This window comes from Adhaeribacter aquaticus DSM 16391 (assembly GCF_000473365.1).
Lineage (GTDB): Bacteria > Bacteroidota > Bacteroidia > Cytophagales > Hymenobacteraceae > Adhaeribacter > Adhaeribacter aquaticus.
Genome location: NZ_KI421517.1, coordinates 762,770 through 776,011, shown reverse-complemented (window position 1 = coordinate 776,011; position 13,242 = coordinate 762,770). Strand labels below are relative to the sequence as shown.

The following is a 13,242-nucleotide window of genomic DNA, read 5'->3' as shown; positions in this document are numbered from 1 at the left end:
TAATCTAAAATAACTTTTGAAATCTCCTTAATAGTTAGTAATTTTTCAACGTAGAATTTAATATCCACCACACCATCATAAGAGGCTGCTATTTCTAGCAGCCTCTTTATTTTTAGTTGAAACAAGAAGCTAAATTGGATTTAGGATTAATATAACAAATTACCGGGCAGCAGTAGCGGCATCCTCATCGTGTTTTTTCAGGACTTTAATATACCGCACCAAATCATTTAGCTCTTCCCTTGATATTTCGTGTTTCTTGAAAGAAGGCATGCGGCCTATTCCAAAGAAAAAGGCCCGGCTCCTTACCCTTGCTTTTAGCATCCAACTGGTTAGAGGCACATTGTTAATGGAGGGGCCGGCACCGGCTTCGCCACCCGGGTGACATTTATGGCAGTTTTCCATAAACACTACCTGGCCTCTTTTTACTTGCTCATTCATGGTAAGCGGACCATGTAAAGGTTCGCTTCTGCGGGCTGAACCACAATTAGTTAATAGAATTAAGCTGCCCAATAATAAACCATTAGCTAAATTAAATACTGTTTTTTTCATCGGGTAGCCTCCTTTGTGATTTTCCATACAACACCAGTTTTTTGTTTAGGAGCTTCGCCTTGTTCGGTAATGGGCATTACCCCAAAATCCACTACATAAAGCGCTTCGCCTTTGGGATCAAAACGCGCTGCAATAGGACGTTCCAAACCGCCACTTTTGTGCATCGAAGCCGGTCCGTTGGTGCGACCTTTATTAACTGCAAAATCCTCTACCACGCCATTACTGGTATTTACCCGAACTACTTTATAACCAACCGGGCCATAAATTCGCCCAACTTCTGGTGCCTGATCACCAAACTCAGCAATAAAAGCTTCACCTACATGGCCGAAAGCTGTATTTCTGGAAAAGTCTAAACTGTTTGCCGAAGAATGTACACCCAGAATGGCTGCTGGTTTAGGAGGTTTATTCGGGTGGTTTGCCAAAACAAACCGAGGGTCCTGTTTATTTGTTTCGTAATCTGAAGTATTTAGGGGTTTGCCTTCCGAGTAATCGGGCCAACCATACCAGGTAGGTCCCTGATTGATTGCCCATAGTACATCACCCGCTCCGTAGATAGGCCGGCTGCCACGCACATCGTAAGCATTATCGGTTACATATAAAGTATTATTAGGCGCGAAAGCCAGTCCAAACGGATTACGCAACCCCCAGGCAACTAATTCCAGATTTCCGCCCGTTACCGGCATTCTTAAGATAGCGCCGGAACAAGGTAAACTGCCCTTTATAACCTGACCAGAGGTGGTGGGTGTGCCAAACGGAACATAAGCACCGGTAGTGGCTTTATCTTTAGGGTCAGGAGTTAAAGGGTTGTCCGTTATAAAATTTTGCCCGGCTAACGTAATGTCCCGGCACGGGATATCGTGTAGCTGCGGGTTTCGTTTCAACCAGCCGTAGCGGTAATTATCTAGGCCCACTACCCCGGAGTTGGTATAGGTTCCTAAACCAAAATATATATTTCCATCAGGGCCAATAACAGGGCCGGTGGTAAAATGGTCACCACCCGTTGGTAAATCCTGAATAACAGGCGTAATAGCACCATTAGGTGTTATGCGTAGAATGCGGCCTTTTTCTAACGTGCCTCCTTCTGATACATAAAAATTTCCCTGATAAAAGGATAAGCCCGACCAGGGACCATTTTTACCTCCTTCGGCGACCTGAGTGGTTTTTCCATCTGGTTCTATACGCAAGAGACGGGCCTGAGTCCAGATTTCACCGTAGGCATAACCAGCTTCCGTTACATAAATATTGCCGCTGTCATCAAAGGTAATGGCAGTGGGGTAATTGAGACCTTGGGCTATGGCTTCAATTTTGTATCCGGCAGGTAAAGCGATATCGGCAGGTTGAATGGAGCGGGGCACCGGTTCAAAAGATTTTGGACCGCCATAGTGCCCGCGAAGCTTCCAGCAGCTACTCAATAGTAAGCTGCCTGCAAGCAAAACTAAACAGGTGTAAGCTTTTAGATAATTTTTTTTCATAGTTTTTAGTTTTTAGCCTCTTCTGGAAAAAAGACCCGGTACGTACCCAGAATTGTAGGTAAGCAGGCAGCAGCGCAAACGTCTATGAGTAATTTAAACTGCTGATAACCTTCACAATTCTATAGGATTAAACAGGCAAAAGCTTGATTAGTTTTACTTTTATACAAACAGCGAGGTTGCATGCCTGGATATATGGTAAATAGCAGGGTTAAATGGTGCTGAAATCTGAAAAAATTATAGTGAAAAGCTTAGGATTTCGTAATATTGGGTAGAGAACAGTCTCTTACTATTCCAGCTTAAGCAACTTTAGTTATGAAAATATTTGCCTTAATAATGGCTTTCGTATTTGTAAGTTTTGCGGCATTGCAGTACAATGATCCGGATCCCTACATTTGGATTCCTATTTATTTATATGTGGCGGCTTTGTCTTACCTGGCATTTAAAGGAAAAATAATTAAGCCTTTATTTATGATATCAGCTTTATCGTTTCTGGTGGGGGCCATATTTATGTGGCCCGAGCAATGGGAGGGGGTAGCCTTAAAAAATGGTATGAAAACTATATTTATTGAACAAGGCCGGGAGTCCTTGGGCCTTAGTATGTGTTTTGTAACATTGGTTATTTATTTATTATTAGGAATGCCGCTCAGGAAAGTGGCCCAGTAGAGGTAGAGGTTAATTTAAAATAAAAGGGCAGAAGCAGTTAATGTTTCTGCCCTTTTATTTTAGCCAGAATACATCTTAGAATTAAATAAACCGTACGATTGGTTTCTTATTAATAATGTCATGAAGAAATCTATCCAGTGTTGTATGGTAATGTTGTTGTTGCCGTTTTTGGCAATGGCCCAAAGTGAGGAGAAGGAACCCGAATTAGATTCCGACAGACCTTCTATTACACAAAGTCCAAAGGTGGTGCCACAAGGTCGGGTGCAAATGTAAGCTTCCCCTAATTAGAACTGATTAAAAGTATAAAATTTGTTTAAATTGACACTAATTGTTGGTGTTGTTTTTTCTTTGCAAATTCTATTGGTGCTAACCCTCCAAGTGCATCATGCGGCCTGTTGTAGTTGTAATCTTCTAGCCAGCTGGTTGTAATATCCCTTACTTCTTCCAGGTTTTCGAATAGGTAAGCATTTAGTACATGTCGGCGAAAAGTCCCGTTGAAACGTTCTACATAGGCATTCTGCGTGGGCTTACCTGGCTGGATATAGATGAACTCTACTTCATGCATCTGGCTCCATTCGGCCATAAGCGTGGCAATAAACTCCGGTCCGTTATCCATTCGGATGCGCTTTGGTTTTTCCCTTCGCTTTAACAAATGATTAAGCACCCATACTACCCGGTTGCTCTTTAAGGAATAATCTACTTCAATATGCAAAGCTTCGCGGTTATAATCATCCAGCACATGGAAGGAACGGAATTTTCTTCCGTTTTCTAACGCATCACTCATAAAGTCGATTGACCAGGTGTGATTTAATGCCTGGGGAACTTGTAAAGGCTGTTGCACGCGGGCGGGTAAACGCTTTTTGGCTTTGCGCCGGATGTTTAAGTTGATGGCTTTATATACCCGGTATACCCGCTTATGATTCCATTCCTGGCCTTCTTTTCGCAACCGCCCATAGGCTTTCCAGAATCCTTCTCTGGGGTGCTGCTCCGCTTTTTGCCGTAATGCTTCTTCTACTACAACATCATCTTTGTGCGACTGATAGTAGTAAACTGATTTGCTCAAATTCACCACCCGGCACGCCCTGCTAATGCCGGCTTGAGACTGCTGGTAAACCTCAAGCACTATTTGCCGCTTTTGGCAGGGCTTCAGAGCTTTTTTTCAATAATCTCTTTGGCTAGTTTTAGGTCCAAAGCCAGCTCTGCATACATAGACTTCAGCCGCCGGTTTTCTTCTTCTAGTTCCTTGAGCCGCTTCAGCTCAGTGGCATCCATGCCATTATAGCGTTGCCGCCACTTGTAAAAGGCCGCCTGGCTAACGCCATGGTCCCGGCTAATTTCTGCGGCACTTTTGCCGTCCTCAAACTCCTTGAGAATTTTGGCAATCTGTTGGGGTGTAAAAGTCTTCCTTTTCATATCTACTGTTCTAAATTAAGTTTTTTTCTATTTAGAAACAGTTCTATTTTCGGGGAAGCTTACACAAATAGAAACCGGATTACAGTATGATAAGGATTTTGCGGACCAGGTATGGAAAAAAGAATTCTTATACCCAACTACTTTAATTAGGATCGGGGTGCTCAAGCAGGCGGAGTTACGGGTGAATGCAGATTATAGACGACAACGCAATGAATCAGATGGCCTTGGCTCCAACCTTCCGTTTGCAGAGGAAAAAGGCTTTAATAATGTGCGGATAGGAACCAAAATAAGCTTATTTAAGGGGAAAGGGGGGCTGCCCAAAATAGGCTTCATAGGCAACATTACCTTACCGGTAGGCAATGAAGAATTCCGGCCACCTCATGCTGCTCCCGAAGGACGCTTTGTTTTTAATAATAAAATATCGGAAAAGGTAGAAATACAATACAATGCCGGCTATCGTAAGCGAAAAGAAGAGGAGAAGTATTTTGGTGAAGCTTTTTATAGCGCATCTGCTATACTAAAACTTTCAGAAAAACTTAAATACAGTGTGGAATTTGTGGGGAGGAAACCAAAAGAAGCTTCAGCCAGAAATTTGCTGGACACAGCTTTGCAGTATAAAGTTTTGCCTAATTTGCAATTAGACGCCATTGCCGGCACAGGGTTAACAGATGCCGCTAACGACTTTTTTGCCGGAGGTGGTGTTACCTGGAGATTACCGCGCTAGTACTTACTTATTGAGTTATTAGAAAAATAGAAAGCTCCTATACTTTCTTGGTAAAGGAGCTTTCTGTTTATTGTTAATGGAAGTTTTTCTTTCCTTTTATATGATTCAGAATAATATGAAATACATCCGTTGCTTCTACAGATTCAGCCGGAATTAAAGCTTTGTTTTTACTCATAATGAGCGGGCCCTCGGTCGGGTTATCGGGTTTGCGGCCGTGCGAACCTTTTACCAGCGTAGCATCCAACGGAATAATATCCATCAGCATCCGGAAACCAAGTTTCTTCTTAATTACTTTAAAACCTACCTTCGGAATCAAGAACTTAATATTCGGATCAGTAAACATTTCCACTGGGTCAAACCCCGGCTTTTTATGAATATCGATGACACGGGCAAAATCGGGTGCCCGATTATCATCGAGCCAATAGTAATAGGTAAACCAGGAATTTTTATCTGCCACCGCAATCAGCTCGCCGGCTCGTTCGTGATCAATATGATAAGCTGCTTTTTCTTCCGGACCAATTACTTTTTCTACACCTGGCAGCTGTTGAAGTAATTTTCGTACTTCCTCCAGCTTTGATAAATCGTTTACGTAAACATGAGCTACCTGATGATCAGCTACCGCAAAAGCTTTACAAGTTCCTGGGTCTAATAATTCGGTACCGCGTTCTTCCCGTACCGAAATATACCCTTTTTCCCGTAAAGCACGGTTGATGTGTATTGGTTGATTGACAGGTTGGATGCCGTATTCAGATAAAATAATTACTTGGGCATTTTTACTTTCAAAGTAAGTAATCAGGTTTTTCAGAACTTCGTCAATTTCTCTCAGGTCCTGTGCAACACTGGCATCTGTTGGGCCATGGCGTTGGGCGTTGTAATCCAGGTGCGGTAAATAAACCAGCGTAAGAGTCGGGTCGTGCAGTTTATCTACTTCAATGGCGGCATTGGCAATGTAGCGGCTCGAACGGATGTTGGTTTTAGGTCCCCAGTAATCAAATAAAGGGAACGTGCCTAATTTTTCGTTCAGGTGGTCGCGTAACTCCATTGGGTAAGTATAGCAATCGGGCATTTTACGGCCATCAGCCAGGTACTGCGGACGCGGCGTAACGGTGTAATCAGCGGTAGAATTCATGGCAAACCACCAGCAAATATTGGCAACCGTGAAAGAAGGGTTCTGAGCTTTGGCCACTTCCCAAAACTTAGGGGCCTGTACTAATTTATTTGACTGATGCCAGTTGCGTACTTCACAAACATCCCTGAAATACCAGCCATTAGCCACAATGCCATGTTCTGTAGGCCATTTGCCTGTCATGTAAGTGGCTTGCACCGAACACGTAACAGCAGGCAGTACATGGCCCACATGAGCCAGCTTGGCTTGCGCTGACCAATTTTTAAGAAATGGCGTATTTTCCCCAATTAAATTTTGGGTAAGCCCTACTACATCTATAACTATTGTTTTTTGCATTTTTATCAGTTCTAAACCTTCCGGTGATTAAGGCACTGCAGAATCCTTTACTAAAACGTTTTAAACGGCATATTAATCTGCAACTTTAATATTCTGCAACACCCACTCTAGTTCACGCTGGATAGATGCTCCCAAATCCTGTTTAATTTCCTCGGGCAATACGCCCCATGTATAGGTTTCTACTTCCAGGTGATTCGTAAAGGCTTGCTCAGCTAATAATTTAAATACCTTTACTATTTCAACCTGGGTTGATTGTAATTTGTGGTACCTATCCAGAAATACCGGAACATGAAAATGCGACCGCCATTCCACTGCCTCCGGATTTTTTATGTGTTCTAATGCTACCGGTAAATCGTTGTATTGGGTAAAAGTATTATTCGTATTGCGTACAATCACCTGGTGTAAATACGTAGGTTCGTTAAAGGCGGCAAATTCCTGTGCTAATTCTTCTCTAGCTTCTATATTGGTTGGAAGATCAGCTTTCAGGGCGGCACTTATTTGTACCTTGCCTATCTTTATTCCTTTTTGGGAAAGTGCTTGTATTACATCGGTTGGTTCTTCGTAAGCCAGGGCAAAGTGGCAAACATCGTAGCATAGTTGTATGTGTTCCCGAATAGCACTTTGGGCACCTTGCTGATCTAAACCTAATTGGTTCTCTAAATAAAGTCCCGCTTTTGGTAAAAGCCATTCCTCATAATAGTGCATGAACTCTTTTGATGTCTCTAATAATCCATCCGGTTCAGGTTCAATATCTATGTGAATAAGTTTGCCGGTTTGTTCTTTAATCTTAATTAAGTTTTCTACAACCATAGCCAGATGCCGGGTAGCTTGTTCAAATACCTGATCTGTTTTTTCAGCATCATCCTTAAACCAAAGTTTGTACGATAAAGGTGAAGTAGAAATGCTTCCTTCTAATCCGTCGGGTAATAAATAAGCTAAAATTCGGGCTAGACGAATGGTATATGCCGGGCGGGCGGTTGTGGTCCAGTCGGGCTGGTGCACCTCATCTTTTACTACTTGCTGATGAAATCCGCCAAATGGAAAGCCATTCATGGTAAAGACATACAAATCGTGTTCTTGCAGCCAGTTTTTAAACTGCGGCAAATGGTTTTCCTGTTCCAGTTCTTTGCTGGCTAAATCGGATAAACGCAATCCAATACCAAAAGGCTTGTCTGGCGAAAGGTTAGCTTTTATGGGCAAAATATATTTCTGTAGCGTTTCAAAAACGGCTGCCCAGGTTTCGCCAGGATGAATATTGGTGCAGTAGGAGAGGTGATAGTCTTTGCCGATGTTCATGTTGCTTCTATTTAATCGGAAAGTTAACGGGAATTAGGAAAAGAAGGAACAGAAATGATGGTATTAGTTTTTTTACTTACAGGTAAAGTTTTTTATGCTAAAAGGACAAAGCATGTAGTTATTGGCTCTTGGAGCTTGAACAAAGAATTGCCGACTCGTTTAGTTAGCTTATAAGCTAAAGGCAGGTAATAATAAATAATCTCGGTAAACTATAGCTTATCCGGGTGTTTCTTCTTGTTGGGCAGTGTTGCGGAAGTGTTTAGGGGTTACACCGTAATATTTCCGAAACATTTTATACAAATGACTTTCGTCGGTAAACCCAAATTCATGGGCAATCTGCGAAATGCTCAGGTTGCTATAGCGTAACCGGTTTTCTATTAATTTTAGCTTGTATTTTAAAATATACTGCTGCAACGATTCGCCGGTATGGCGTTTGAAAAAGATGCTTAAATAACTTTGGGAAAAGTTAAATTCTGTAGCCAGATGTTCGATCCGAAGATTTTCCGGTTTATAAATATGTTGCCGGATGTATACCATTAATGCCTCAATAGAGCTGGAGTTCTTGCGGTTGCTGCCTTCGGCAAATCCTTGTTTTATAATGTTACGAGCCAGTATACTTAAAATAGATTTCATCAGGCTGTCCATTATTACCTCATGAGTTGCTTCCTGACGGTTAGCCTCTTCATGAACCAATACTGCGAGCAGGTGATTCAGCAGTTCCTTCTCCATTTCGTCTTTTACAATACTGCCACAAGATTGATAAGGAGTATGTAAAAGAAACTCAATGGTTCGTTCCCAGCTTTCGTGTTTTTGAGAAGCATGGTCTTTTATGAACATTTCAGTAAAACGGATATAGCAAAACTGAGTAAGGGTATCTATTTCAAAATAATGATAATCTTCCGGACCTAGTAAAAACACATCGCCCGGGGCATAATGAAAAATATTTTCGTTGATGAAATGCTTGCCGGTGCCGCTCCGGATAAATATTATCTCAAAATAGGTATGGTTATGTACCGGGTGGGGCCATTCAGCTACCTCAAATTGATAAATATTAAAAGGATCGTATTGGATATAGCGTTTCATGCTGCCAAATCTACTAATTAATAATGAGTTTTTACAATAAAAATATGCTAATAGGCTCCTACTTTTGTGTAGTAAATAACCCAAAAAGAACTTGTGATTCTAATTATAAGATCAATAAGGACTGGAGAAAAAGTTGCTTATTCAGGCGCTTATTTCTTTTTTTTGAGTTGTTAATATATTGGTAATAAGGTTTTTTAAATTAGTTTGAAGTGGATTTGCAGTACGAATCTATTATCTGAAGTAGATTAGAATAGAATTCTGATACCAATTTGATGTTTTGTTTCTGATTTAATGATTCTGTAGGAAAGAGGTAGAATGAGTAAAAATGTAATGTATTTTTACATAGAATACTTGTGCTTTTACCAAATCGTTGAGGAAGATTAATTTTATTGGAATAGGGCAATGGTGTTATTGCTTATTCATATAATTATAGTAGGTGGAAAAAGTCGCTGCGTCTTGCATTTTAATTTTATGCAAGCGCAGTAACTTTCATAAACCATTCGAGAAGGGCCCCCATTTTTTATAATTTATTCCAACATCTGTTAAGTTTGTTTAAAGGCTATAGTTTTGCTGTAGCCTTTTTTACTTATGTTCCAGGCGGAAAAGTGAGGGCTGGTAGTGAATTTCAAAAATTTTAGAACTGCTAATCTGAGACGTTAATAAATAGGTGGCGTAAATGACTATGTAGAATAAAAATAAGGTCTACTTTTTTATATACTTCCAGTTTCGGGGTTTCCCCTCGGCTATCCATTCAATAGCCGTTAACAGGCGCTTCTGGCGGGTAGCTTCTGTTTTAGCTTCTGCTAGCCACGTAATATACTCTTTCTTATTACTGTTGCTAAAGCCTGAAAAGGTATTGGAGGCAGCTTCGTTTTCCTTTAAAGCTTGTGCCAGGTATTCTGGTATTTCTAATGCTTTGGCTGCAATAGCAGGTTTAAATTTTGCAGGTCCTTTTACTCCTTGTAAATTAAGTTTTACCGCCTCCTGTATATATCCTACTAGAACAATATCCGCTGGTAAATCAGTTAAACTTTTTAACTGGCCCAATTGACCCATAGAAGTTTTGCTGTCTTTAGAAAATAACTGATGCGGGTCAGATAAAAGATTTGCTTTCCAGAAAGTAAAAGCACAATGCTGTTTAAAGGCCGCCATGCTACACAGTAAACCATTGTGCTCAAAATGCGGAAAGCCCCACTTAATGGTTTCGGTAGCATCCGGACAGACTTGATGTATTAGCTGCCGAAGGTGGTTTAAAATTGGTTTCGCAAAATCTGCTGAATTCTGAATGATAGTATCAACGCGTGGATCAGTAGTGGCCATAATAAATATAAGAGGAAATCAGCAATAAATAAACAGAATTTACCTTGAAATCGAAAGTGATGAAATAGCTGGCTGATTAAAAATAAAAACAGTTTCGGTAATTGTGGTAAGATGTAAAATTTAATAGTTATATTTCTAATCACGTACTTTTAATCCACCCACACCATGTTAAATCGTCGCAAATTTATTCGTACTGCGGCTCTGGCCAGTACTACTTTTATGGTAGGTTCAGAACTTTCTGCTATGAGCTATTTTAAAGGTTCGCCTAATAAAAAAGTGGTTCTGGGTATTATGGGTTCCAATAGCCGGGGTCTGTTTTTAGCCAGAAATTTTGCCACTATGCCCAATGTAGAAGTGGGTTATATCTGTGATCCGGATAGCAAAGTAGTAGATAAAACTATAGCGGCCGTAGCAGGTATTACCGGTAAAAAGCCGAAAGGGATAGCTGATGTGCGGAAGTTGCTGGAAATGAAAGATATGGATGCTTTGGTTATTGCGGCTCCTGATCATTGGCATGCTCCTGCTACTATTATGGCTTGCCAGGCGGGTAAGCATGTGTATGTGGAAAAGCCCTGCAGTCACAATCCTTATGAAGGCGAAATGGCGGTAGCTGCTGCCCGTAAATACAAGCGGATGGTGCAAATGGGAAGCCAACGCCGTTCTTTTACCAATGTGCAGGCTTTTATAAAAGAATTGCACGATGGTATTATTGGCCGGGTTTATTTTGCTAAAGGATGGTACGATAACAGCCGTAAAAGTATTGGGTTTGGTAAGCAGGTGCCTGTTCCGGCTCATTTAAATTATGAACTATGGCAAGGCCCGGCACCCCGTAAGCCTTATCAGGATAATGTGGTGCATTATAATTGGCATTGGTTCTGGAATTGGGGTACTGGGGAGTCGTTAAATAACGGCACCCACGAGCTGGATGTAATGCGTTGGGGCCTGGGCGTTGATTTTCCTGATAAAGTAACTTCATCGGGCGGACGTTTTCATTTTAAAGACGATTGGGAAACTCCCGATACACAAACCATTCTGTTTAATTTCTCCAACAACACCGCTATGCAATGGGAAGGCCGGAGTTGCAATGGTTACCCGACAGAAGGCGATTTTAGGGGTGTTATCTTTTACGGCGATAAAGGAACCTTATACTATGGCGGAGCCAATAGTTATAAGGTATTTGACGACCGGAATAAATTAGTAAAAGAAGTAAAAGATAATACGCCTTTTGACGCTAATAACACTGTCAGCCCTTTAGAACAACTGGATGTGGTGCATTTGCAAAATTTTGTGGCTGCCCTGCGGGGAGATGCACCATTAAACTGCGAAATTATTCAGGGGCACAAATCTACCTTGCTGCCTCAGTTAGGAAATATTTCTTACCGGGTAGGCCGCACCTTAATCTGCAATCCGGAAAATGGCCATATTTTGAACGACGACGAATCAATGAGGCTTTGGAAACGGGACTATGAGCGAGGCTGGCATGTGCAGGTTTAGGAATTTGGAAATTTATAAATACTTGTTTATTTCAGATTTGATTAGCTGTTGCCCATACCGTTTAAGTAATTTGGTAACGTTTATTTATTCAAAAGATATCACACCATAATAGAATGAAAAAACTATTTTATGCTTTTAGTTTAGCAATAGGTTTAGTAGTGGCCGGAAGCCTTAACTCTGTAGCGCAATCGGGTAAGCCCTTGTTTCCCGAAATGCCGGGACTGGTTTCCTATACCTATCGGCACAGCTTTGCTAAAGATGTATCGGCTACTTTAGATACCATTCAGCGGTTGGGATTTCGCGATATGGAGTTCTCTAATTTGTTCGGGCAAACCCCGGAAAAGCTCCGTCAGTTGCTCGATCAGCATAACATAAAATGCTCTTCGTATGGCGTGAGTTATGATAACCTGATGAGGGCCCCGTTGGAAATTGCTCGTCAGGCAAAGGTGTTAGGGGCCTCATATGTACGCATTGCCGGTGTACCCCACGAAAAAGGTAACTTTACATTAGATGATGCAAACCGTACTATCCAGGACTTTAACAAAATAGGTAAAACTTTAAAAGAGCAGGGGCTTACCTTTGTTTACCACAACCATGGGTTCGAGTTCAGACCCTATAAAAACGGCACCTTCTTCGATTATATCGTGCAGAATACGGATCCAGCTACTGTTTCTTATGAATTAGATATTTTATGGGCGGTGCATCCCGGCGATGATCCGGTTCGGTTATTAAATAAATATGGCAACCGTTTTAAACTAATGCACCTGAAAGATTTAAAGAAAGGCGTGCAAGGCGATTATTCGGGTGGTACGCCAGTAGAAAACGATGTAGCATTGGGAACAGGCCAGATAAATTTGCCGGCCGTACTAAAAGCAGCCAAAAAAGCCGGGGTTAAACATTATTATATTGAAGACGAAAGCCCTAATATTCAGACGCAGGTGCCGCAAAGTATTGCTTATCTGAAAAGCCTCAAACAATAAAAAAAGTTTGCTTTAATTTAATAAGCTGGTTTTTGGCTGAGACAAATTTTAAGGAAAACTATCTTTTATTACTGTAAATGACCATAAATAGAAAGGCACCTGCGTATCCAGGTGCCTTTTTCTTTATAAAAAAATTAAGTTAAGGTTTAATCTTCATAAAAATCTACCTTGCCGGTTTCTACATTGTAAATACCCCCAACAATTTTAATTTCACCTTCCTGAGCCAGCTCCGCAATAATTGGGCTTCTTTCTATTATTTGCTGCAGAGTCACTTGCACATTCAGCTCCGTTACATTTTTTACAAATTCCGGATTATTCCCATTTCTTTCGGTTTGAGTACTCGTTTCGCGTTCAATAGCGGGTTTTACTTTGTTCAGTAAATTACTTAACTGGCCTAACTCTACCCCATCGCAAGCCCCAATTATGGCCCCACATTTGGTATGGCCCAGCACCACAATGATTTTGGAGCCGACCACTTTGGTAGCATATTCCATACTACCTACAATATCCTCGTTTAAAACGTTACCGGCTACCCGAATACTGAATATATCGCCTAAGCCCTGATCAAATATAAGCTCTGCTGAAGTTCGGGAATCCATACAGCTTAAAATTACCGCAAAAGGATACTGGCCATTTCTGGTTTCGTTCACCTGTTGTAAATAATTCCGGTTAGCCCGTAAATTATTAATAAATCTTTCATTCCCTTCTTTCAGCAACTCCAATGCTGCTTGAGGATCCAGGTTAATTAAATTTTCCTTCGAATGGGTATACATAGCTATTTTTTAA

Annotated in this window: 13 protein-coding genes; 5 read left to right on the top strand and 8 right to left on the bottom strand. The window is 41.2% G+C overall.

The genetic code is table 11. From position 1 onward, the window contains the following. Positions 1-159: 159 nt before the first annotated feature. Together ADHAQ_RS0105435 and ADHAQ_RS0105430 are read right to left on the bottom strand one after the other, a co-directional pair. Complete coding sequence (locus ADHAQ_RS0105435) at positions 160-576, bottom strand: c-type cytochrome (protein ID WP_084523745.1); 417 nt, start codon at positions 574-576, stop codon at positions 160-162. Beyond that, positions 546-2,021, bottom strand: coding sequence for a PQQ-dependent sugar dehydrogenase (locus tag ADHAQ_RS0105430; protein ID WP_026462082.1), 1,476 nt, complete (start codon positions 2,019-2,021; stop codon positions 546-548). Before ADHAQ_RS0105430 ends, ADHAQ_RS0105435 begins: the two co-directional genes overlap by 31 nt. Before the next feature lie 312 nt (positions 2,022-2,333). Between ADHAQ_RS0105430 and ADHAQ_RS24585 the strand changes: the two genes are divergently transcribed. After that, on the top strand, positions 2,334-2,684 hold the full coding sequence (locus ADHAQ_RS24585; protein WP_034256601.1) for a transmembrane 220 family protein: 351 nt from the start codon (positions 2,334-2,336) through the stop codon (positions 2,682-2,684). 120 nt (positions 2,685-2,804) lie between these two features. Next, entirely contained in the window at positions 2,805-2,957 is a 153-nt protein-coding gene (locus tag ADHAQ_RS27980) for a hypothetical protein (RefSeq protein ID WP_157433350.1), read from the top strand. Positions 2,958-2,997: 40 nt separating this feature from the next. Here ADHAQ_RS27980 and ADHAQ_RS0105415 read toward each other — a convergent pair. Next, positions 2,998-4,097 (bottom strand): IS3 family transposase gene (locus tag ADHAQ_RS0105415; protein ID WP_425393671.1). Its coding sequence is split into 2 segments (ribosomal slippage): positions 2,998-3,836 and positions 3,836-4,097, totalling 1,101 coding nucleotides; the frame shifts between segments, so codons are not numbered across the junction. A 67-nt stretch (positions 4,098-4,164) separates the two neighbouring features. Between ADHAQ_RS0105415 and ADHAQ_RS0105405 the strand changes: the two genes are divergently transcribed. Further along, positions 4,165-4,821 carry a transporter gene (locus ADHAQ_RS0105405; RefSeq protein ID WP_084523743.1) on the top strand — a complete coding sequence of 219 codons (657 nt, stop codon included), beginning with the start codon at positions 4,165-4,167 and terminating at the stop codon, positions 4,819-4,821. A 73-nt stretch (positions 4,822-4,894) separates the two neighbouring features. On the opposite strand, the gene ADHAQ_RS0105400 is transcribed toward ADHAQ_RS0105405, so the two are convergent. The 4 genes from ADHAQ_RS0105400 to ADHAQ_RS0105385 all read right to left on the bottom strand — a co-directional run bounded on the left by ADHAQ_RS0105400 (position 4,895) and on the right by ADHAQ_RS0105385 (position 9,982). Further along, complete coding sequence (locus tag ADHAQ_RS0105400) at positions 4,895-6,283, bottom strand: alkaline phosphatase family protein (protein WP_026462079.1); 1,389 nt, start codon at positions 6,281-6,283, stop codon at positions 4,895-4,897. Between the two features lie 72 nt (positions 6,284-6,355). Beyond that, on the bottom strand, positions 6,356-7,579 hold the full coding sequence (gene eboE / locus ADHAQ_RS0105395) for a metabolite traffic protein EboE (RefSeq protein WP_026462078.1): 1,224 nt from the start codon (positions 7,577-7,579) through the stop codon (positions 6,356-6,358). Between the two features lie 216 nt (positions 7,580-7,795). Continuing rightward, a complete protein-coding gene (locus ADHAQ_RS24580) occupies positions 7,796-8,662 on the bottom strand; it encodes a helix-turn-helix transcriptional regulator (RefSeq protein WP_034256600.1) in 867 nt (288 codons plus the stop codon). Positions 8,663-9,364: 702 nt separating this feature from the next. Beyond that, positions 9,365-9,982 (bottom strand): YdeI/OmpD-associated family protein, encoded by a 618-nt coding sequence (locus ADHAQ_RS0105385; protein WP_026462077.1) that lies wholly within the window; start codon positions 9,980-9,982, stop codon positions 9,365-9,367. Positions 9,983-10,147: 165 nt separating this feature from the next. On the opposite strand from ADHAQ_RS0105385, the gene ADHAQ_RS0105380 reads away from it, so the two are divergent. After that, positions 10,148-11,476 carry a Gfo/Idh/MocA family protein gene (locus tag ADHAQ_RS0105380; protein ID WP_026462076.1) on the top strand — a complete coding sequence of 443 codons (1,329 nt, stop codon included), beginning with the start codon at positions 10,148-10,150 and terminating at the stop codon, positions 11,474-11,476. A gap of 113 nt (positions 11,477-11,589) precedes the next feature. After that, positions 11,590-12,456 (top strand): sugar phosphate isomerase/epimerase family protein, encoded by an 867-nt coding sequence (locus ADHAQ_RS0105375; RefSeq protein WP_026462075.1) that lies wholly within the window; start codon positions 11,590-11,592, stop codon positions 12,454-12,456. Positions 12,457-12,602: 146 nt separating this feature from the next. Here ADHAQ_RS0105375 and ADHAQ_RS0105370 read toward each other — a convergent pair whose 3' ends face one another. Beyond that, on the bottom strand, positions 12,603-13,229 hold the full coding sequence (locus ADHAQ_RS0105370) for a carbonic anhydrase family protein (RefSeq protein WP_026462074.1): 627 nt from the start codon (positions 13,227-13,229) through the stop codon (positions 12,603-12,605). Between the last annotated feature and the right edge of the window lie 13 nt (positions 13,230-13,242).